The organism is Mesorhizobium sp. 113-1-2 (assembly GCF_016756475.1).
In the GTDB taxonomy this organism is placed as follows: Bacteria; Pseudomonadota; Alphaproteobacteria; order Rhizobiales; family Rhizobiaceae; genus Mesorhizobium; species Mesorhizobium loti_C.
The window spans coordinates 7,819,459-7,839,664 of the sequence record NZ_AP023242.1 but is presented as its reverse complement, the minus strand read 5'-3'; the positions used below and the strand labels follow the sequence as shown (position 1 = coordinate 7,839,664).

Annotated in this window: 16 protein-coding genes; 8 read left to right on the top strand and 8 right to left on the bottom strand. The window is 63.4% G+C overall.

Going from position 1 to position 20,206, the window contains the following annotated elements; genetic code table 11:
• The first annotated feature begins 35 nt into the window (after window positions 1-35).
• Together mscL and JN279_RS37625 are read left to right on the top strand one after the other, a co-directional pair.
• A complete protein-coding gene (gene mscL / locus JN279_RS37630; protein ID WP_027047745.1) occupies window positions 36-455 on the top strand; it encodes a large conductance mechanosensitive channel protein MscL in 420 nt (139 codons plus the stop codon).
• Between the two features lie 104 nt (window positions 456-559).
• Window positions 560-1,726, top strand: coding sequence for a pyridoxal phosphate-dependent aminotransferase (locus JN279_RS37625; RefSeq protein ID WP_202351665.1), 1,167 nt, complete (start codon window positions 560-562; stop codon window positions 1,724-1,726).
• A 70-nt stretch (window positions 1,727-1,796) separates the two neighbouring features.
• On the opposite strand, the gene hemA is transcribed toward JN279_RS37625, so the two are convergent.
• The gene (hemA, locus tag JN279_RS37620) at window positions 1,797-3,074 is read right to left on the bottom strand and encodes a 5-aminolevulinate synthase (protein ID WP_202351664.1); all 1,278 of its coding nucleotides are present in this window, start codon (window positions 3,072-3,074) and stop codon (window positions 1,797-1,799) included.
• A 278-nt stretch (window positions 3,075-3,352) separates the two neighbouring features.
• Here hemA and galE point away from each other — a divergent pair, with 278 nt between their 5' ends.
• The 3 genes from galE to JN279_RS37605 all read left to right on the top strand — a co-directional run bounded on the left by galE (window position 3,353) and on the right by JN279_RS37605 (window position 7,529).
• A complete protein-coding gene (galE, locus tag JN279_RS37615; RefSeq protein WP_202351663.1) occupies window positions 3,353-4,348 on the top strand; it encodes a UDP-glucose 4-epimerase GalE in 996 nt (331 codons plus the stop codon).
• Between the two features lie 101 nt (window positions 4,349-4,449).
• The gene (locus JN279_RS37610) at window positions 4,450-5,700 is read left to right on the top strand and encodes a D-amino acid dehydrogenase (protein ID WP_202351662.1); all 1,251 of its coding nucleotides are present in this window, start codon (window positions 4,450-4,452) and stop codon (window positions 5,698-5,700) included.
• 2 nt (window positions 5,701-5,702) lie between these two features.
• Window positions 5,703-7,529, top strand: a complete 1,827-nt coding sequence (locus JN279_RS37605; RefSeq protein ID WP_202351661.1) for an alanine racemase — start codon at window positions 5,703-5,705, stop codon at window positions 7,527-7,529.
• On the opposite strand, the gene JN279_RS37600 is transcribed toward JN279_RS37605, so the two are convergent.
• The 7 genes from JN279_RS37600 to JN279_RS37570 all read right to left on the bottom strand — a co-directional run bounded on the left by JN279_RS37600 (window position 7,530) and on the right by JN279_RS37570 (window position 14,667).
• A complete protein-coding gene (locus tag JN279_RS37600; protein ID WP_202351660.1) occupies window positions 7,530-8,906 on the bottom strand; it encodes an FGGY-family carbohydrate kinase in 1,377 nt (458 codons plus the stop codon).
• Window positions 8,903-9,220, bottom strand: a complete 318-nt coding sequence (rhaM, locus tag JN279_RS37595; protein WP_096453489.1) for an L-rhamnose mutarotase — start codon at window positions 9,218-9,220, stop codon at window positions 8,903-8,905. The genes JN279_RS37600 and rhaM overlap by 4 nt, the downstream gene beginning before the upstream one ends.
• On the bottom strand, window positions 9,220-10,215 hold the full coding sequence (locus JN279_RS37590; RefSeq protein ID WP_096453491.1) for an ABC transporter permease: 996 nt from the start codon (window positions 10,213-10,215) through the stop codon (window positions 9,220-9,222). The genes rhaM and JN279_RS37590 overlap by 1 nt, the downstream gene beginning before the upstream one ends.
• The gene (locus JN279_RS37585; RefSeq protein WP_096453493.1) at window positions 10,212-11,189 is read right to left on the bottom strand and encodes an ABC transporter permease; all 978 of its coding nucleotides are present in this window, start codon (window positions 11,187-11,189) and stop codon (window positions 10,212-10,214) included. The genes JN279_RS37590 and JN279_RS37585 overlap by 4 nt, the downstream gene beginning before the upstream one ends.
• The gene (locus JN279_RS37580) at window positions 11,186-12,727 is read right to left on the bottom strand and encodes a sugar ABC transporter ATP-binding protein (protein ID WP_096453495.1); all 1,542 of its coding nucleotides are present in this window, start codon (window positions 12,725-12,727) and stop codon (window positions 11,186-11,188) included. The genes JN279_RS37585 and JN279_RS37580 overlap by 4 nt, the downstream gene beginning before the upstream one ends.
• Window positions 12,728-12,812: 85 nt before the next feature.
• A complete protein-coding gene (gene rhaS, locus JN279_RS37575) occupies window positions 12,813-13,808 on the bottom strand; it encodes a rhamnose ABC transporter substrate-binding protein (RefSeq protein ID WP_096453497.1) in 996 nt (331 codons plus the stop codon).
• A gap of 55 nt (window positions 13,809-13,863) precedes the next feature.
• Window positions 13,864-14,667, bottom strand: a complete 804-nt coding sequence (locus tag JN279_RS37570) for a DeoR/GlpR family DNA-binding transcription regulator (RefSeq protein WP_096458511.1) — start codon at window positions 14,665-14,667, stop codon at window positions 13,864-13,866.
• A gap of 184 nt (window positions 14,668-14,851) precedes the next feature.
• Between JN279_RS37570 and JN279_RS37565 the strand changes: the two genes are divergently transcribed.
• From JN279_RS37565 to ggt, 3 genes are all read left to right on the top strand, one after another.
• Complete coding sequence (locus JN279_RS37565; RefSeq protein ID WP_096453499.1) at window positions 14,852-16,954, top strand: bifunctional rhamnulose-1-phosphate aldolase/short-chain dehydrogenase; 2,103 nt, start codon at window positions 14,852-14,854, stop codon at window positions 16,952-16,954.
• Between the two features lie 95 nt (window positions 16,955-17,049).
• Window positions 17,050-18,342: an L-rhamnose catabolism isomerase gene (rhaI, locus tag JN279_RS37560; RefSeq protein WP_096453501.1), complete on the top strand. Its 1,293-nt coding sequence runs from the start codon at window positions 17,050-17,052 to the stop codon at window positions 18,340-18,342.
• 99 nt (window positions 18,343-18,441) lie between these two features.
• Complete coding sequence (gene ggt / locus JN279_RS37555) at window positions 18,442-20,181, top strand: gamma-glutamyltransferase (protein WP_202351659.1); 1,740 nt, start codon at window positions 18,442-18,444, stop codon at window positions 20,179-20,181.
• Window positions 20,182-20,206: the final 25 nt, after the last annotated feature.

The following is a 20,206-nucleotide window of genomic DNA, read 5'->3' as shown; positions in this document are numbered from 1 at the left end:
ACGGCAGCGCGACCGGTCATGACAAGGAGGGTCGAATGCTGAAAGAATTCCAGGAATTCATTTCCAAGGGCAATGTGATGGACTTGGCTGTCGGCGTCATCATCGGCGCTGCGTTCGGCAAGATCGTCACTTCGCTGGTCGACGATGTCATCATGCCTTTCATTGGCGCGCTCGGAGGGGTCGATTTCAACAACTACTTCATTGGCCTGTCGCACAATGTCACGGCCACCAACCTGGAAGATGCGCGCAAGCAAGGTGCGGTCTTTGCTTACGGCAGCTTCATCACCGTGGCGCTGAACTTCCTGATCATAGCCTTTGTCATTTTCCTGATGGTCAAGGGGGTGAACAACCTGCGCCGGCGGCTCGAGCGCGAGAAGCCTGCTGCCCCAGCCGCACCGCCGCCCGCCGATGTCGCGCTGCTCACCGAAATCCGCGATCTGCTTGCGAAGCGATAATTCAGCCAGCCATTGCTGGACCAAAACCCCGGTCGTTCGCGGCTGGGGTTTTCTGTTTTCGCATCTGGTAAAGAGCGGCAACCCAAGGGAAAACGGATTTGTCCATGAGCCTGATCGACAGCTTTCGCGCCGAAGCCCGCGCCGCGCCGGAAAGCGGCATTGTCGCCGTCGTCAACTACGGCCGCCTGCGCGAGGGTCTGATCCCGCTCTGGGCCGGTGAGGGCGACCTGCCGACGCCCGCCTTCATCACCGATGCCGCGTCGAAGGCGCTGGCCGGCGGCGAGACGTTCTACACCTGGCAGCGGGGCATCCCTGACCTCAGGCAGGCGCTTGCCCGCTATTACGCCAGGCATTTCGGCAAGACCTTTCCGGAGGAGCAATTCATCGTCACCGGATCCGGCATGCATGCCATCCAGCTGGCGCTGACCGCTCTCGCTGGTGCCGGCGACGAGGCGATCTATCTGTCGCCGGCCTGGCCGAATTTCGACGCTGCCGCCGCCCTGTCAGGGGCCGTTCCGGTCGCGGTCACGCTCGATCATTCCGGCAATGGCTGGTCCTGCGACGTCGAGAAGATTGCCGCGGCGATCACCCCGCGCACCAGGGCGCTGTTCATCAACACGCCGTCGAACCCGACCGGCTGGACCGCCGATCACGAGACCTTGCAGGCGATCCTCGACCTTGCTCGCGCCAAAAATCTCTGGATCATCGCCGACGAGATCTATTCGCTGTTCCACTATGGCCATGGCCGCGCGCCGTCCTTCCTCGACATTGCGACGGCGGAAGACCGCATCCTGTTCGTCAACTCCTTTTCCAAGAACTGGGCGATGACCGGCTGGCGCGTCGGCTGGATCAAGACGCATCCGAGCCTGCAGCAGGTGTTCGAGAACCTGATCCAGTATTCGAACTCGGGCGTTGCCCAGTTCATGCAGCGTGGCGCGATCGCCGCGCTCGACGAGGGCGATGGTTTCGTCGTCGAACAGGTGGAGCGGGCAAGGAAGGCGCGCGACCTAGTCTGCGGCATTCTCGGCGCCACCGGTCGCGCTGGGTTCACCGTGCCGCAGGGCGCCTTCTATCTGTTCGTCACCGTCGACGGCATTACCGATTCCCGTGCCGCCGCCTTTGACATCGTCGACAAGGCCAATGTCGGCCTGGCGCCGGGCACCGCCTTCGGTCCCGGCGGCGAAGCCTTCCTCAGGCTTTGCTTCCACCGCCGCCTCGACCAGGTCGAGGAAGCCGCGCACCGGCTGGCGAAGTGGATGAAGACGATTTGAGCCGCTGAAGTCCGAATTGAAACCGCGCCGGCGAGCCAGAAGGCCGTCGAAGTAGAATTTCAAAATGGCTTCAGCCGCCTGACTTGGGCACCAGCAGGGGGACGATCCGATCGCTCTTCGCCACGGCAGGCCGTCCTGCCGAGCCGTAGGGAATGCCGAGTGCATCCCAGGTCTCAACCAGCGCGTCCTGCAGTCCCGCGATCAGCGCGTCGGAATGGAACGGCGTCGGCGTGATGCGCAGGCGTTCGGTGCCGCGCGGCACGGTCGGGTAGTTGATCGGCTGGATGTAGATGCCATGTACGCCGAGCAGGCGGTCGCTGGCCATCTTGCAGAGTTCCGGATCGCCAACCAGCACCGGCACGATGTGGGTCGGAGAGTCCATCACCGGCAGGCCGGCCGTTGACAGGATCTGCTTGGTCCGCGCTGCCTGCTGCTGCTGGGCGTCACGCTCGGCCTGCGAGCGCTTGAGATGGCGGATCGAGGTGGTGGCCGCGGCGGCGATCGCCGGCGGCAGCGCCGTGGTGAAGATGAAGCCCGGCGCATAGGAGCGCACCGCGTCAATGACGGCACTGGTGCCGGTGATGTAGCCGCCCAGCGTGCCGAACGCCTTGGCGAGCGTGCCTTCGATGATGTCGATACGGTCGGCCAGGCCCTCGCGCTCGGTGATGCCGCCGCCGCGCGGTCCGTACATGCCCACCGCATGGACCTCGTCGATATAGGTCATGGCATTGTAGCGCTCGGCGAGTTCGACGATCTCCCGGATCGGCGCGATGTCGCCGTCCATCGAATAGACGCTTTCGAAGACGATCAGCTTGGCGCGCTCGCGTCCCGCCGCCTGCAGCAGGCTTTCCAGATGCGCGACGTCATTGTGCCGGAAGATCTTCTTCTCGGCGCCCGAGCGCCGCACGCCTTCGATCATCGAGGCGTGGTTCAGCTCGTCCGAGATGATCAGGCAATTGGGCAGAAGCCGAGCGATGGTCGAGATCGAGGCTTCGTTGGAGACGAAGCCGGAGGTGAAGACCAGGGCGGCGTCCTTGCCGTGCAGGTCGGCAAGCTCATGCTCAAGCTCGACCAGCGGGTTGGAGGTGCCGGAAATGTTGCGGGTGCCGCCGGCGCCAGACCCCATCTTGCCGGCCGCTTCCTGGAACGCGGCGATGACATCGGGGTGCTGGCCCATGCCGAGATAGTCGTTGGAGCACCAGACGGTGATTTCCTCGGCGCGGCCGTTGGAGCGCCATATGGCGCGCGGAAACTTGCCCGCGATACGCTCGAGGTCGGCGAAGACACGATAGCGCCGCTCCGCATGGAGCTGGTCGATCGCTTCTTCGAAGAACCGCTGGTAGTTCATGTCGGCTTCCCAATTTTGCGCGGGATCATAATCATTGGCCTATTGGTCGTCCACCGGGCCGTTTTGGTCAAAATGCCACGCCCCGCACCTGTTCCTAACGCTGGCCGATCGTGGCCTATTCCCATTCCACGACACGCTCTGTGGATCACTTTTGTTTCAGCATGATGCCACATTTGGTGAACGCCGGTTACCGAGGGTTCTAATGGCCATGCGGCAGGCTTTCCAGTAGAGCGGGGTTTGAGACAGTTTCCGATAAATCTTGAGATGCGAGGACGCTGATGACGGTTTTGGTGACAGGTGGTGCCGGCTATATCGGCAGCCACATGGTCTGGGAATTGCTGGATGCCGGCGAAAGCGTGGTCGTGCTCGACCGGCTTTCCACCGGCTTCGAATGGGCGGTGGCGCCGGAGGCAAAGCTGGTGGTCGGCGATGTCGCCGACAAGGAATTGGTCGGTTCGATCATCAGGGACAACCATGTCGATGCGATCATCCATTTCGCCGGTTCGATCGTGGTGCCGGAATCGGTCGCCGACCCGCTCGCCTATTACGAAAACAACACCTCGAAGACGCGCACGCTGATCGAAACCGCGGTGCGCGAGGGCGTGCCGCATTTCATCTTTTCCTCGACCGCCGCCGTCTATGGCGGCGCCGGGCTGGAGCCGGTGCGCGAGGATGCCCGCCTGGCACCGGAATCGCCCTATGGCCTGTCCAAGCTGATGAGCGAGTGGATGTTGCGCGATGCCGGCCTCGCGCACGATATCCGCTACACTGCGTTGCGCTATTTCAACGTCGCCGGCGCCGACCCCAAGGGCCGCACCGGCCAGTCGACCCCGGGCGCCACCCATCTGATCAAGGTCGCCTGCGAGACCGCGCTCGGCAAGCGCCCGTTCATGCAGGTGTTCGGCACCGACTACCCGACGCCGGACGGCACCTGCATGCGCGACTACATCCATGTCAGCGATCTGGCGGCGGCGCATCGCCTGGCCCTGCAACGGCTGCGCGCCGGGGGACAAAGCCTCGTCGCCAATTGCGGCTACAGCCATGGCTATTCGGTGCTCGAGGTGATCGACAGTGTGCGGCGCGCCTTCGGCCACGATTTCGAGGTGAAGATGGGTGACCGGCGTCCCGGTGACGCCGCTGCCGTGGTCGCCAATTCGGACCTTGCCCGGGAGGAACTCGGCTGGACGCCGCAACGTGACGACCTCGACCAGATCGTTGCTGATGCGCTTGCCTGGGAACGCATCCTGACCAGCAAGAACTCCGCGCGCGGCTGAGCCAAGACACCAAGGGCTCGCAAGCCGCGCGGTGACGCGCTATGGAAGCAGTCGCGACGCAGCGTGGAGGCGCTGCGCCACGACGAGCTTTGGGGGATGGCATGAAAATAACGGTGCTCGGGGCCGGCGTTGTCGGTACGGCGGCCGCCTATTACCTGGCGGCCGACGGTCACGAGGTCACCGTGATCGAGCGGCATCCAGCGCCGGCGCGTGGCACCAGCCAGTCCAATGCAGGCCTGGTTTCTCCGGGCGATGCCACCGCCTGGGCCTCTCCAGCGGCGCTGAAGACGTTCCTGCGCGCGCTCTGGAACCATGATCTCGGCATCAAGGTGCGGCTGCGCTTCGATCCCTATTTCCTCGCCTGGAGCCTGCGTTTCCTGCGCCAGTGCACGGTGGCCCGGCTGCGCGCCAACAGTGAGGTCAAATTGCGCCTGGCGCTCTATTCGCGCGAGTGCATCAACGCCATCTCCGCCGACACCGGCATCCACTATGACGAGCGCAAGAAAGGCATTCTCTATTTCTTCCGCTCGCAGCACAGCCTCGACACCGGCACCGACAATTACCGCTATCTGGCCGGGCATGGCCTGCCGATCGAGATCGTCGGCCGCGACCGGCTGGTCGAGCTGGAACCAGGCCTTGCCGGGGTTAAGGAGAAGATCGCCGGCGGCGTCTATTCGCCGATCGACCAGACCGGCGATTCCAGAATGTTCGTCGACAATCTCGCCGCCTATGCCAGCGAAAAGCTTGGCGTCAAATTCCTGTTCGACACCACGGTCGAAGGCCTCGATATCGACGGCGACCGCGTGCGCGCGGTGATGACCTCGGCTGGTCCGATTGCAGGCGACGCCGTGGTCATTTCGATGGGGCCGGAAAGCGGCCTGCTTGGCCGCCGTTACGGCATCGACCTGCCGGTCTATCCGGTGAAGGGCTACACCGCGACGATTCCGCTGGAGGACGAGAGCAAAGGGCCGACCATGGGCGGCGCCGACGAGGACCAGCTGATGGCCTATTCCAGGCTGGGTAACCGATTGCGGCTGGCGTCGACCGCCGAATTCACCGGCTTCGACCGAACCCACAAGCCCAGCGACTTCGCCACCATGTTCAGGACCGGAAAGGATCTGTTCCCCGGCGCCTTCGACGAGAAGAAAGCTGTACTGTGGGCAGGCCTGCGGCCAATGATGCCGAACTCGGTGCCGGTCATCGGCCAGGCGCGCTACAAAAACCTCTATCTCGACACCGGCCACGGCCATGTCGGCTGGACCATGGCTTGCGGCTCCGGAAAATTTCTGGCCGACCTCGTTGCCGGCCGCAAGCCCGAGATCGACCCGCAGGGGTTGGTCTACAGGGGATAAAAATGTCGGGACCGCAAGTCGCCATCGACCTTGGCCGCATCGAGCGCAACGCCCGCACCATCGTCGACCGCTGTGCGCTATCGGGTATCAAGGTGTTCGGTGTCACCAAAGGCACGTGCGGCATGCCGCAAGTGGCGCGCGCCATGCTGCGCGGCGGCGTTGTTGGCATTGCCGAATCGCGGTTCGAAAACATCCGCCGGCTGCGCGACAGCGGCATCAATGCGCCGATCATGCTGCTGCGCAGTCCACCCATGGCACGCATCGAGGAGGTGGTGCGCACCGTCGACATTAGCCTGCAGTCGGAACTCGCCACCATCCGCGAAATCTCGCGCATCGCCGAGCGCATGGGCCGCGTCCACGACATCATGCTGATGATCGACCTCGGCGACCTCCGCGAAGGCATCTGGCCGAGCGACCTGATCCCCACGGTCGAGCGGATCCTTGAGTTCAAGGGCGTGCGCATCGCCGGCATCGGCACCAATCTCGGCTGCTTCGGCGCCATCATGCCGACGCCGGAGAATCTCGGCCAGCTCGTCGCCCATGCCTACAAGACCGAGCGGCTGTCCGGCAAAAGCCTCGACTGGATCTCGGGCGGCGCCTCGTCATCTCTGACGCTGCTGCTCGAAGGCAAGCTGCCTGCCGGCATCAACAATCTCAGGGTCGGCGAAGCCATCCTGCAAGGCGGCGTCGAGACCTTCCGCGATGTGCCGTGGCCGCAACTCGAGCCGGATGCCTGCCGCCTGACCAGCGACATCATCGAGGTCAAGCTCAAGCCGTCGCGGCCGATCGGCGAGTCCGGCTACGACGCCTTCGGCAACCAGCCGGTCTTCCCCGACGAGGGCGACAGGCTGCGTGCCATCGCCAATATCGGCCGCGAGGACGTGCTGGTCGAAGGGCTGACGCCGATCGCCAAGGGGATAAGGGTGCTCGGTGCCTCCAGCGACCATCTGCTGCTCGATGTGCAGGACGCCGAACCGCGGCCCACTGTCGGCGACCGCGTCGCCTTCCGCATGAGCTATGGTGCCATGCTGCTGGCGATGACGTCGGAGTATGTCGAGAAGGCGCCGATGCATGACGTCGCCGACTTTTCCGGCCGCAAGATGGTGTCGATCTCGGCCGAACAGGAGGCCGCCGGCATCCTCGCTCGCGAGGGAACCGGCGCGCGGCTGGAGGCGATGAATTTCGACGTCGTCGAACTGGCGGACATCGAGCGGCCACCCTCCGGGCTGATCCGACTGAGTGTTGGCACCGACCGCCGTATCGCCCACAAGGCGCTGACCGCAACGGCGCGCGCAACGCACTCCTTCGGCCTGATCTGGATCGATTCCATCGCCGCCCTGATGCCCGAGGATGAGGACGGCATCGACCTGCCGGAGGGCTCGGTTCTGGCGCGAACGCTCGGTCTCGACCATAAGGCCGGCGCGCTGCAGCCGCAGCTGTCGCCGGAAAATGTCGTCATCGTCGGCCTGCGCCACGCCGATCCGGCCGAGGCGCGGGTGCTGAAGGATTCGCGGGTGTCCGCCTTCACCATGACCGACATCGACGCCATGGGCATGCGCGACCTGATGCACGAGGCGATCCGCATAGCCACATCGGGCACGCAAGGTTTTCATGTCAGCTATTCGCCGACGGCCACCGAATTCGCCGGCTGGGCGGCCGGCTCCGGCGGGCTGACGGTGCGCGAGACGCATCAGGCGATGGAGGCGATCGCGCTCTCCGGTGGCTTGCTGTCCATGGATGTTTCTGGCCTGGTCGCGGATCTGGAGCCTCGGATCGGCACCGACACGGTCAACTTTGTCATGTCTGCCTTCGGCAAGCGGATCCTGTGATCAGCCCCGTGCTTCGACCGCCGTGCGCCAGGCGCTGACATAGTCCGCCCAGGCCGGGTCGGTTGGCGGCTCTGTTCTTTCGCCCTTGCCGTGCGTCGTTACCTGATCCGATGCCAGCAATGCCGCGCCAATGCTGGTGCCGGTGGCGGCCTCCGATGCGATGACGCTGCGTGCGGTTGCTGCTGCCAGCATGCGGACGAACAGCCGGTTGCGGGCGAACGGTCCTTCGACGGTGGTTGGGCCGTCGGCGCCGATCAGCTCGAGGCAGGTCGCCGTCATCAGCGCCAGATAGAAGGAGATGGCGGCGAAGCGCTGGCCGTTGCTGATGCCATCGGCATTGAGCCATGTTGCGGCCTGGTGTGGGAACGGCCCTGACCCTTGCTGGGTCGAAGGCAGCAGCAACGTCTTTCGCCCCAGCACGGCACCGATATCGTCTTCGGTCCAGTTCTCCGGCTGCCCTTCCGTCAGCAGCGAAAACTCGCGTCCACCCATGAAACGGGCCGAGGGGACGGGGTCGCCCAGCGCATTGACATTGACCAGCGTATCGCGCGCCGGATCGAGGTCGACCATCTTGCCGCCCACGGCCATCGACACCACCCAGGTCCCGGTCGAAACGATCGAGAAGGGCGGTGTGTCGGAGAGAAGATGCGGCAGCAGCGAGGCGTTGGAATCGTGCAGGCCGCAGAGGACGGGCGTTTGCGGATCAAGCCCCGTCCGCCTGGCGATCTCCGGCAAGATCGGCCCGAGACAGTCATTCGCCGGCCGCATCGGCACCATCAGCCGGTCCCATCCCATTGCGTCCACCAGTGACGAATAGTCGTACCACCAAGGGTTCCACAGGTCAGTGTGGCAGCCGAGCGATGTTATCTCGTTGGCTGCGACGCCGGTCAGGCGCAGCGCCCAATATTGCGGATACATCAGCATCGCCGTGGCCCTGGCGAACTCCGCCGGAAAGCACTTCTGTTGCCAGAAGACCTGCGCGCCGAGATTGAGGCCGAGCGGCAGACGCGGCGTGCCGGTTTCAGTGAAGGGCGGACGGATCGCGTCATACTCCGCAGTCAACCTGTCGGGGCCGTCGAACTCATAGTCGAGGACAGGCAAAACGAGTTCACCCGAAGCGTCGACCAGCGCGCCCGTCGCGCCGTGGGTGGTGATCGAAATGGCGTCGATGCGCTGTTCGCCGTTGAGGCTGGCCAGGCTGTCTAGGATGAACGTCCACAGCGCCTCGACATCGTGATGCGGGTAGGGCGCCCGGCGCAGCGGCGCATTGGCCATGCGGCGCAGCGCCACCTCGCTCAGCGTAACGAGATCGACCAGCGCCACCTTGGCGTTGGTCTTGCCGATGTCGATGACGGCGATGTGGCGCAGAGCACTCATGCCATATGGAACATTGTTTCCAGGGGCACTGCCACCGGCTCGTTGTCCGGCTTCGTCTCCATGAGGTCGGCCATATGGGCCCACCAGCGCTGCATCACCGGATGCCTGGGCAGGTCGGCCATGCCATGGTCGTCGCGCCGCCACAGCACGCCGAACAGGATGTTGGTTTCCTCATCGAGATGGATGGAATAATCCGAAACGCCGGCCTGCTTGAGCAGCGCGACCAGCGCCGGCCAGATCTCGTCGTGGCGCTTCTTGTACTCGGCCCTCATGCCGGGCTTGAGCTTCATCTTGAACGCGTATTTCTCCGGCATCACCTGTTACCACGCAGCCGCCGCCAGACGATCGGCAGGGCGATGACGATGATCAGCAGCAGGCCAATGAAGATCGACATGACGATGCCGGGCACGTTGAGCAGGCCGAGCCCGAAGGTCACCAGCCCCATGATGAAGGCGGCGAGCACGACGCCGACAATGCTGCCGGCGCCGCCCAGAATGCTGACGCCGCCGAGCACCACCATGGTGATGACTTCGAGCTCATAACCCTGCGCGATCGACGGCCTTGTCGAACCGAGCCGCGACGTGATCAGCACCGAGGCGATGCCCGACATCAGCCCGGTCAGGCAGAACAGGATGAATTTGATGCGGCCGACGCGCACGCCGGAAAACTGCGCCGCGACCGGATTGTTGCCGATGGCAAAGACGCGGCGGCCGAAACTCGTCCGGTGCAGCAGGAACCAGTAGACGATTGCTGCGATGAGGAAGAGCACCAGTTCGAACGACACCACCCACCAGACATAACCCTGGCCGAAGAAGGCAAAGCTTTCCGGATAGCCCTTGTAGGCCTGGTCGCCGAGGATGATGAAGGCGATACCGCGAAACAGGCTCATCGTGCCGATGGTGACGACGATCGACGGCAGCCCAAGCCTTGTCACCAAGAGCCCGTTGAAGGCGCCGCAGCCGAGCCCGACGACGATGCCGATCGCCACCAGCACCGGCGTGCCGGCGCCGGCCTGCACCGCCATGCCCATCATCGTCGAGGTGAGTGCGATGATGGCGGCGACCGAGAGGTCGATCTCGCCCGAAATGATCAGCAGCGCCATGGCAAAGGCGATCAGGCCCTTCTCGGTGAAATTGTAGGTCAGGTCCGACAGCGAATAGGGGTCGAGGAAATAGGGCGAGGCAAAGCTGTTGATGGCGAAGATGGCGACGGCCACCACGACCAGCAGCGCTTCCCAGGAAAAGATCGCTGAAGAGAGCGGCTTGTCGAGCCGGTCGGGAATATGGCGCGGGGCAGGGATGTCGGTCATGCCGCCTCCATTTTTCTCAGGATGATGCGGCCCTGCTGGCGTTCGCCGCGTGCGTTGAGCACGACGGCCAGGATGATGGCGCTGCCCGAAATCGCCATCTGCCAGAACGGCGAGATGTTGATGACCGGCAGCGCATTGGAGATGATGCCGAGGAACAGCGCGCCGAGCACCGCGCCACCGACCGAGCCGATGCCGCCGGCGATCGAGATGCCGCCGATGACGCAAGCGGCGATGATGTTGAGTTCATAGCCGTTGGCGACCTCGACCGAGGCGATCACATAGCGCGAGATCCAGAGATAGCCGGCCAGCCCACCGATCATGCCGGAGATGCAGAAGACGATGAATTTCGTCCGGCCGACATCGATGCCGGTATAGACCGATGCCGTCGGATTGACGCCGATCGCATAGATCGAGCGGCCAAGCGCCGTGCGCGTCATGAGGATGAAGAACAGCCCGATGACCAGGATGGCGATCCACGACAGCACCGGAATGCCAAGGAAGGCGGCGCGCTGGAAGCCGATGAAATCCGGGCTCATCTTGTCGGCATTGACCCAGGCGCCGCCGGACAGCACGAAGGTGGCGCCGCGATAGATGGTGAGTGTGCCCAGCGTCACCACGATCGAAGGGATGTTCAGCCGCCACACCAGCAGGCCGTTGATGGCCCCAAGCACCAGCCCGACGATGAGCGCGATGACGATCAGCAGCGGGATCGGGATCGCCGGATGCGCGGCATTCAGCATCGCCACCACCATGCCGGTGAAGCACAGGTTCGAGGCCATCGACAGGTCGATCGAGCGGGTCAGGATGACGACCATCTGTCCCAGCGCCAGGATCATCAGGATCGAGGTGTCGTTGAACACCTGGCGCAGATTGCCGGGGTCGGCAAAGGCTGGGAAACGTGTCGAGATCAGGCCGATCAGCACAATGATGGCCGCGGCCAGCCAGATCTCCCGGTATTTCAGAAAAGCCTTCATGCCGCGATCCCCGCTGCCGTCCGGACCAGCGTCTCGGCGTCCAGCCCCTTATTGTCATAGACCGCCGCGACAAGGCCTTCGCGCATGACGACGACGCGGTCGGACATGCCGAGAATCTCGGGTAGTTCCGACGACACCATGATCACAGACAGGCCCTGCGCGACGAGCTCGGCCATGAAGCCGTGCACGGCGGCCTTGGAACCAATGTCGATGCCCTTGGTCGGCTCGTCGAGGATGATCACCTTGGGCGCGGTCGCCAGCCATTTGGCGATGACGATTTTCTGCTGGTTACCGCCCGACAGCGTGCCGACATCCTGGCTGAGCGAGGAGGCGCGCAGATCCAGCCGCTCGGTGTAGGAGCGGGCAAGCGCGAACTCTTCCGACAGTCGCAGCAGGCCTGACTTGGAGGTGCGCTTGAGCGACGGCAGCGAGACGTTCTGGAAGATCGGCAGGCCGATCACCACGCCTTGCTTGCCGCGTTCCTCGGGCACGTAGACGATGCCGGCCTCGATCGAATCCGCCGCCGATTTCGGCGCGATCGCCTTGCCGTCCAGCGTGATCGTGCCGCCTGACGTGCGGGTGATGCCTGAAATCGCTTGCATAACCTCGCTGCGCCCGGCGCCGACCAGACCGTAGAAGCCGAGGATCTCGCCCTTGTGCAACTCGAAGCCGATGTCGTTGAACTCGGTCGGGTGCGACAGGCCGGCGACGGAGAGCACCGGCGCGCCGATCTCGGCCTTGCGCTGCGGAAAGATATGATCGACGGAGCGGCCGACCATCATGCGCACGATCTGGCTCTGGCTGGCGTCCTTGATCAGGCCTTCGCCAACCATCTCGCCATCGCGGAACACCGTGTAGCGGTCGGCGATCCGATAGATCTCGTCGAACTTGTGGCTGATGAACAGGATCGCCTTGCCCTCGCTCTTGAGGAATTCGATCAGCAGGAAGAGCTCCTCGATCTCCTTCATCGATAGGGCGGCGGTCGGCTCGTCCATGATGACGATCTGGGCGTCGATCGACATGGCGCGGGCAACGGCGACCAGATGCTTGTTGGCGATGCCGAGGTCCTTCAACCGCGCATCGGCGTCGATGTGGCCGGCATGCATAGTGTCGAGCACTTCGCGCGCATTTTTGCGCATGGTGCGCCAGTCGATGGTGCCGAAACGCGATCGCGGCGCATGGCCGAGAAAGATGTTTTCGGCGACGCTCAGATCGTCGAACAGCACGGTTTCCTGATGGATGGCGGTGACGCCATGGCCGAAGGCGGCATGCGCGCTGGGCAGAGTGACGGCCTGGCCGTCAATGCCGATCGTGCCGGCGTCTGGTTGGTAGATGCCGGTCATGATCTTGACCAGCGTCGACTTGCCGGCGCCGTTCTCGCCGATCAGTGCCGTCACCTGGCCGGGATAGAGCGACAGGCTGACATTGTGCAGCGCGCGCACGCCGGGAAAGCTTTTTGAGATGCCGGACAGCGTCAGGCGTGGCGTGGAGGCCAAAGGCCCTTCCTTCACCGTGCCGTTGTGGGCTGTCGTGTCCATGGTCGTATCAAGCCCTGAAAGAAAGGTCCGTTTAAAGGCGCGGCGGGACGTGAGCCCCGCCGCGACAGCTTGAGAGGGTCCGAGATCAATAGATCTTGGAGAACTTCTCGATGTTGGTCTTGTCGAACTGGAAGGGCGGAGCCATCGCAGCCGAGTTCGAGTCGTCGAGCGTGACCTTGCCGACACGGCCGATCGACAGCGTGGCGCCTGGCTTGGCCTCTTCCTTCTTCACCGCCAGATCATGGGCGAGGTAGACGGCCGAGTAGCCGAGGTCGATCGGGTTCCAAAGAGCCACGGCCTGTGAAGCGCCGTTGTCGATGAACTTCTTGAACTCGGACGGTAGCGCGAGACCGGTGACATTGACCTTGCCGATCAGCTTCTCGTCGGTGACGACCTGGGCGGCGGCAACGACGCCGACGGTGGTCGGCGCGATGATCGCCTTGAGGTTCGGATAGGACTTCAGCAGGCCCTTGGCTTCGTCGGTGCTCTTGGCCGAGTCGTCATCGCCATAGACGGTGGCGACGAGCTTGATCTTGGGGAACTTCTCCGGCAGGATTTTCTTGGCCGCGTCGATCCAGGCATTCTGGTTGGTCGCGGTCGAGGAGGCCGACAGGATGGCGACGTCGCCGCCTTCCGGCAGATAGTCGGCGGCAAGCTTGATGATGGTCTCGCCGATCAGGCCGGTGTCGGACGGGTTGAGGTGAAGCTGGCGGCCTTCCTTGGCGACGCCCGAATCCCAGGAGATGACGGTGATGCCGCGCTCCATGGCCTTCTTCAGCACCGGCACCAGCGCGTCGGCGTCATTGGCCGAAATGGCGATGGCGTTGACCTTCTGCGCGATCAGCGAGTTGACCACTTCGATCTGCGCTTCGGCGGTCGCCTTGGTCGGGCCGGTGTAGATGATGTCGACATCGCCGAGTTCCTTGGCCGCCTCTTCGGCGCCCTTGTTGGCGGCATCGAAGAAGCCGTTGCCGAGCGACTTCACCACCAGTGCGATCTTGACGTTTTCGGCATAGGCTGCGTTCACGAACATGGCGGCGGAAAACGCCGCTGTAACCATCAATTTCTTCAGAAAGCTCATCGAATATCCTCCCTTGAGCGTTGCATTCCATCGTCGCTGCGGGCGTGAGGGTGTCTCAGGCCTGCAGTGAAGATTCTTCCTTTGCCGACTTGCGGGCGACGATCAGCGTCACGCCTGCGGTCTCCAACATCTTGGCTTCACGATCGTCGATACCGTCATCGGTGATGACGGTGGCGATGCGCGACAGTCCGCACAGGATCAGGCTGGAGCGCTTGCGGAATTTCGAGGAGTCGACCAGCACCACCAGCTCGTCGGCCTGGTCGATCAGTTTCTGCTCCGCCTGGATCAGCAGCGGGTCGCCTTCCATCAGGCCGAGCGGCCCCAGCCCTTGCGCGCCCATGAACATGCGGCGCGCGTAGAAATTGCGCGTCACGTCATTGTCGAAGGGCGACAGGATGATGTTCTGCTCGCGATAGATCGTGCCGCCCGACAGCATCACCGTGTTCTTGGAGTGCTTGAGCAGATGCTCGGCGATCGGGAATGAATTGGTGAAGATCGGCATGCGGCGGCCGGTCAGGAAATGCACCATCTGAAAGGTGGTGGTGCCGCCATTGATGATGATCGGCTCGCCATCCCCGCACAATTCGACAGCCTCGCGGGCGATCGCCCGCTTTTGCGAAGCGTTGATCGTTTCGTTGACGGAAAAGGGCCGGCCGGCCAGGCCGATGAATTGCGGTGGCGAGATCGCCTCGGCGCCGCCGCGCACCCGGCGCAGGCGCTTTTGCACATGAAGAGCCGCGATGTCGCGCCGGATCGTCGCCTCGGACGACTCCGTCAGGTCGACCATCTCCTGCACCGTCACCACAGGCTTTTCCTGGACGGCGGACAGAATGATCCTGTGGCGCTCTTTTTCGTGCATGGTTCCTCCCTGCCTGGCCATCTAGGCACTCAAAACGAGCAGTGTCAATCATTTCCGATCATATAATTTCATTGTGCAGTGCAATATGATTGATGTTGATCGTTTGTGATTGACAAGCGGGCTGCTTGCGTAGACATTCCCGGCAAAATGGACCGCGGCTTTTTGCGTCCCAGGGAGGATAACTATGCTCGACAAGCGCTCCGGCTCGCGCCTTGCCAATCTGTGGGATGATGCGAAAGCCAAGGGGATGAGCGACCCCGAGCTTCTGGTCTATCGTTCCAACACACTCGGCTCCGACAAGCGCGTCACCAATTATGGCGGCGGCAACACCTCCTCCAAGATCCAGCAGAAGGATCCGCTCAGCGGCGAGACCGTCGAAGTGCTCTGGGTCAAGGGCTCCGGTGGCGACAGCGCGTCGATCAAGCTCGATGGCTTCGCCACGCTCTACATGGACAAATTGCGCGCGCTGAAAGGCCTTTATCGCGGCGTCGAGCATGAGGACGAGATGGTGGGATACCTGCCCCACTGCACGTTCAACCTCAATCCGCGCGCGGCCTCGATCGACACGCCGCTGCACGCCTATGTGCCGAAGCCTTTCGTCGACCACATGCATCCCGATGCCATCATCGCGATTGCCGCGGCGAAGGATTCCAAAGCGCTGACCAAGGAGATTTTCGGCGACGCCATCGGCTGGCTGCCGTGGAAGCGTCCGGGCTTCGAGCTTGGCCTGTGGCTGGAGAAGTTCTGCACGGAAAATCCCGCCGCCAAGGGTGTCATCCTGGAAAGCCATGGCCTGTTCACCTGGGGCGACACGCCCAAGGAATGCTACGAGACGACGATTTCGGTGATCAACCAGGCGATCGAGTGGTTCGAGCGCCGTGCCGAGGGCCTGGCGATCTTCGGCGGCGAAGTGGTCAAGTCGCTCGATGCCAAGGAGCGCCGTGCCATCGCGGCGAAACTGATGCCGAAAATTCGCGGCCTGATCTCGGAAAAGAGCCACAAGCTCGGCCATTTCGACGATTCCGCCGCCGTGCTCGAATTCGTCAACTCCAGAGATTTGCGGCCGCTGGCGGCACTCGGCACCTCATGCCCCGACCATTTCCTGCGCACCAAGATCCGGCCGCTGGTCATTGAGTTCGATCCGGCAAAGCCTGATGTCGATGCGGTGATCGCCCGCCTCGCCGACGACATCGCCGAATACCGTGTCGGCTACCAGGCCTATTACGACAGCTGCAAGCATCCGGACTCGCCGGCCATTCGCGATCCCAATGCCGTGGTCTATCTGATGCCCGGCGTCGGCATGTTCACCTTCGCCGGCGACAAGGCGACGGCGCGCATCTCGGGCGAATTCTACGTCAACGCCATCAACGTCATGCGCGGCGCCTCGACTGTCTCGTCCTATGTCGGCCTGCCGGCGCAGGAAGCCTTCGACATCGAATACTGGCTGCTCGAGGATCTCAAATTGCAGCGCATGCCGAAGCCGAAGTCGCTTGCCGGCCAGATCGCGCTGGTCACCGGCGGCGCCGGCGGCATCGGCCGCGCGACGGCCAACCGGTTGCTGCGCGAAGGCGCCTGCGTCGTGCTGGCTGACATCGATGAAACAGCGCTCGCCAGCGCCAATGAGGAGCTGGCCAAGGCCTATGGCAAGGATTTTGTCCGCCCCGTGGTCATCAACGTCACCTCGGAAGACCAGGTCATCGCCGGCTTTGCCGAGACGGCGGTCGAGTTCGGCGGCATCGACATTCTGGTGTCGAATGCCGGTCTCGCTTCCTCGGCGCCGATCGAGGAGACGTCGCTGGCGCTGTGGAACAAGAACATGGATATCCTGTCCACGGGCTATTTCCTGGTCTCGCGGGAAGCATTTCGGCTGTTCAGGGTCCAAAAAATCGGCGGCAATGTCGTCTTCGTCGCCTCCAAGAACGGCCTTGCCGCTTCGCCCAACGCCGCAGCCTATTGCACCGCCAAGGCCGCCGAAATCCATCTGGCGCGATGCCTTGCGCTAGAGGGCGCGGAAGCGCAGATCAGGGTCAATGTCGTCAATCCGGACGCGGTGCTGCGCGGTTCGAAAATCTGGACCGGCGAGTGGAAGGAACAGCGCGCCGCCGCCTACAAGATGTCCACGGACGATCTGGAAGAACATTACCGCTCGCGCTCGATGCTGAAGCGCTCGGTCTTCCCGGAAGACATCGCCGAGGCGATCTATTTCTTCGCCTCCGACATGTCGGCCAAATCGACCGGCAACATCATCAACGTCGACGCCGGCAACGCGCAGAGCTTTACGCGATAGCCGCTTCGCCCTTCTCCCCGTCACTATACGGGGAGAAGGTGCCGGCAGGCGGATGAGGGGCAGCGCTGCCCGAACATATTGGGAGGAATAGCAGTTTGTCCGAAACCATCATCTCGGCCGACCTCGTCGCCAGCCACAACACCGCGCGTAAGCCCGACCTCGAGCGCGACTACGCCTCGCTCGGCGAGCGCCTCGACCGCCGGGGCATCGCCATCGACGCTATCCGCGGCAAGGTGGAAAAATTCGCGGTTGCCATACCGTCCTGGGGCGTCGGCACCGGCGGCACGCGCTTTGCCCGCTTTCCCGGCGCCGGCGAGCCGCGCGACATCTTCGACAAGATCGAGGACTGCGCTGTCATCAGCCAGTTGACGCAGGCGACGCCGACCGTTTCCTTGCACATTCCGTGGGACAAGGCCGATCCGAACCGGCTCAAACAGGCGGCCTCGCGCTTCGGCCTCGGCTTCGATGCCATGAACTCCAACACCTTCTCCGACGCCAAGGACCAGAAGCTCTCCTACAAATTCGGCTCGCTCTCGCATGCCGATGCCGGCACGCGGCGTCAGGCGGTCGAACACAATCTCGAATGCATCGAGATCGGCAAGACGCTCGGCTCCAAGGCATTGACGGTGTGGATCGGCGACGGCTCGAACTTTCCCGGCCAGGTCAATTTCGCCAAGGCGTTCGAGCGCTATCTCGACGCCATGAAGCAAGTCTATGCCGGGCTGCCCGCTGACTGGAAGCTGTTCACCGAACATAAGATGTACGAACCGGCCTTCTATTCCACGGTCGTACAGGACTGGGGCACCAACTACCTCATCGCCAAGGAATTGGGCGACAAGGCCTTCTGCCTCGTCGACCTCGGCCACCACGCGCCCAACGTCAACATCGAGATGATCGTGTCGCGGCTGATCCAGTTCAAGAAACTCGGCGGCTTCCACTTCAACGATTCGAAATATGGCGATGACGACCTCGACGCCGGCTCGATCGATCCCTACCGGCTGTTCCTGGTCTTCAACGAACTGGTCGATGCCGAACTGTCCGGCGCCGAGGGTTTCGATCCCGCTCACATGCTCGACCAGAGCCACAACGTCACCGATCCGATCGAAAGCCTGATGCTGTCGGCGGTCGAGGTGCAGCGCGCCCATGCGCAGGCGCTGCTGGTCGACCGCAAGGCGCTGGAAGGTTTTCAGGAGGCCAACGACGCGCTGATGGCGACGCAAACCCTGAAGGCGGCCTACCGCACCGATGTCGAGCCGATCCTGGCCATGGCGCGGCTGAACGCCGGCGGCGCCATCGATCCGGTCGCCGCCTACCGCGCGGCGGGCTACCGGGCCAAGGTCGCGGCCGAGCGGCCGGCGGTTGCCGGTGGCTCGGGCGGAATTGTCTGACACGCCTGACATCTGAATTGATGCGTCTGGCCCACCGTTGCTGGTGGACTCGGCCACTGCAACGGGTTCTTCTAGGCATCCGCGCCAGGAGAACCCGCCATGCACGTCACCCGTCGGACACTGATCGCCGCCAGTCTTTCCATCACCTTCGCCCTCGCGCCGTTGACCAGCGTCTTCGCCGCGTCGCCCGCGCCGGCCAAGGGCGAGCACGGCATGGTGGTCACGGCCCAGCATCTGGCCTCGGAAGTCGGCGTCGAGGTGCTGAAGAAGGGCGGCAATGCCGTCGATGCGGCGGTCGCCGTCGGCTACGCGCTGGCCGTCGTCTACCCCAATGCCGGCAATATCGGCGGCGGCGGCTTCATGACCATCCGTTTCGCCGATGGCAAATCGACCTTCCTCGATTTCCGCGAGCGCGCGCCGCTGGCGGCAACCAAAACCATGTATCTCGACAAGGACGGCAATCCGGTGAAGGGCGCCAGCCTCGACGGCTATCTCGCCGTCGGCGTGCCGGGCTCGGTCGCCGGTCTCGAAATGGCGCGCGAGAAATACGGCACGCTGTCCAGGCAGGATCTGATGGCGCCGGCGATCACCTATGCCAAGGACGGGTTCATCCTCACTCAGGGCGATGCCGCCTCATTCGCCGGCAGCGCTGAAAGGTTGGCGAAGGACCCGGCGGCGGCTGCCGCCTTCCTGAAACCCGACGGCAAGCCCTACGGCATCGGCCAGAAGCTGGTTCAACCTGACCTTGCCGCGTCGCTCTCGGCGATTTCCGAAAAAGGCCCCGATGCCTTCTACAAAGGCGCCATCGCCGACGCCATCGTCAAGGCGAGCGGCGCCAAGGGCGGCATTCTGGCCAAACAGGATTTCGAGCAATATGCGGTGCGCGAACTGAAACCCGTCACCTGCTCCTATCGCGGCTACGAGATCACCTCCTCACCGCCGCCGAGCTCCGGCGGTGTCATCATCTGCGAAATCCTCAACGTGCTCGAAGGCTATCCGTTGTCTTATCTCGGTACTGGCTCGGCCGAGACGGTGCATGTCATGGTCGAGGCGATGCGCCATGCCTATGTCGATCGCAACTCGGCGCTCGGCGATCCCGATTTCGTCGACAATCCGGTCTCGAAACTGCTGGACAAGGCCTATGCCAAGGATATCCGCGACAAGATCGATCCGTTCCGGGCCGGCGTATCGCAGGACCTGATGCCGAAGGGTTTTGGCGAGTCGAAGGAAACGACGCATTATTCGATCATCGACAAGGACGGCAATGCGGTCGCGGTGACCTATACGCTGAACGGCTCCTTCGGCGCCGGCGTCGTTGCCGACGGCACCGGCATCCTGCTCAACAACGAAATGGACGATTTCACCCAGAAGCCCGGCGTGCCCAACCTCTATGGCCTGGTCCAGGGCGAGGCCAACGCCATCCAGCCGAAGAAGACACCGCTCTCATCGATGAGCCCGACCATCGTCGCCAAGGACGGCAAGCCGTTCATGGTTATCGGCAGCCCGGGCGGCTCGCGCATCATCACCATCACGCTGGAAGCGATCGTCAACGTCATCGACCACGGCATGAACATCCAGGAAGCGATCGACGCGCCGCGCATCCATCATCAATGGTTGCCCGACACGGTTTATGTCGAGCCGTTCGGCCTGTCGCCGGACACCGAGAAATTGCTGGCCGGGATGGGCTACCATCTCGATCTCGGCGGGCAGACCTGGGGGCAGGCGGCCGGCATCTTGGTCGGCGGCAAGAGTCTGGCGGAAATCGAGAAGGGCGGCGGCGCGCGCTACAATGGCGCCATCGACAGCCGCGCCGCCTCAGGCGAGGCGGTCGGATACTGATCCCAGGTGGATTCTCGGATAGCGC

Excerpts from the sequence above, each read along its gene's own strand:
- mscL (WP_027047745.1), top strand. The coding sequence starts at position 36 with ATGCTGAAAGAATTCCAGGAATTCATTTCCAAGGGCAATGTGATGGAC.
- JN279_RS37625 (WP_202351665.1), top strand. The coding sequence starts at position 560 with ATGAGCCTGATCGACAGCTTTCGCGCCGAAGCCCGCGCCGCGCCGGAA.
- hemA (WP_202351664.1), bottom strand. The coding sequence starts at position 3,074 with ATGAACTACCAGCGGTTCTTCGAAGAAGCGATCGACCAGCTCCATGCG.
- galE (WP_202351663.1), top strand. The coding sequence starts at position 3,353 with ATGACGGTTTTGGTGACAGGTGGTGCCGGCTATATCGGCAGCCACATG.
- JN279_RS37610 (WP_202351662.1), top strand. The coding sequence starts at position 4,450 with ATGAAAATAACGGTGCTCGGGGCCGGCGTTGTCGGTACGGCGGCCGCC.
- JN279_RS37605 (WP_202351661.1), top strand. The coding sequence starts at position 5,703 with ATGTCGGGACCGCAAGTCGCCATCGACCTTGGCCGCATCGAGCGCAAC.
- JN279_RS37600 (WP_202351660.1), bottom strand. The coding sequence starts at position 8,906 with ATGAGTGCTCTGCGCCACATCGCCGTCATCGACATCGGCAAGACCAAC.
- rhaM (WP_096453489.1), bottom strand. The coding sequence starts at position 9,220 with ATGCCGGAGAAATACGCGTTCAAGATGAAGCTCAAGCCCGGCATGAGG.
- JN279_RS37590 (WP_096453491.1), bottom strand. The coding sequence starts at position 10,215 with ATGACCGACATCCCTGCCCCGCGCCATATTCCCGACCGGCTCGACAAG.
- JN279_RS37585 (WP_096453493.1), bottom strand. The coding sequence starts at position 11,189 with ATGAAGGCTTTTCTGAAATACCGGGAGATCTGGCTGGCCGCGGCCATC.
- JN279_RS37580 (WP_096453495.1), bottom strand. The coding sequence starts at position 12,727 with ATGGACACGACAGCCCACAACGGCACGGTGAAGGAAGGGCCTTTGGCC.
- rhaS (WP_096453497.1), bottom strand. The coding sequence starts at position 13,808 with ATGAGCTTTCTGAAGAAATTGATGGTTACAGCGGCGTTTTCCGCCGCC.
- JN279_RS37570 (WP_096458511.1), bottom strand. The coding sequence starts at position 14,667 with ATGCACGAAAAAGAGCGCCACAGGATCATTCTGTCCGCCGTCCAGGAA.
- JN279_RS37565 (WP_096453499.1), top strand. The coding sequence starts at position 14,852 with ATGCTCGACAAGCGCTCCGGCTCGCGCCTTGCCAATCTGTGGGATGAT.
- ggt (WP_202351659.1), top strand. The coding sequence starts at position 18,442 with ATGCACGTCACCCGTCGGACACTGATCGCCGCCAGTCTTTCCATCACC.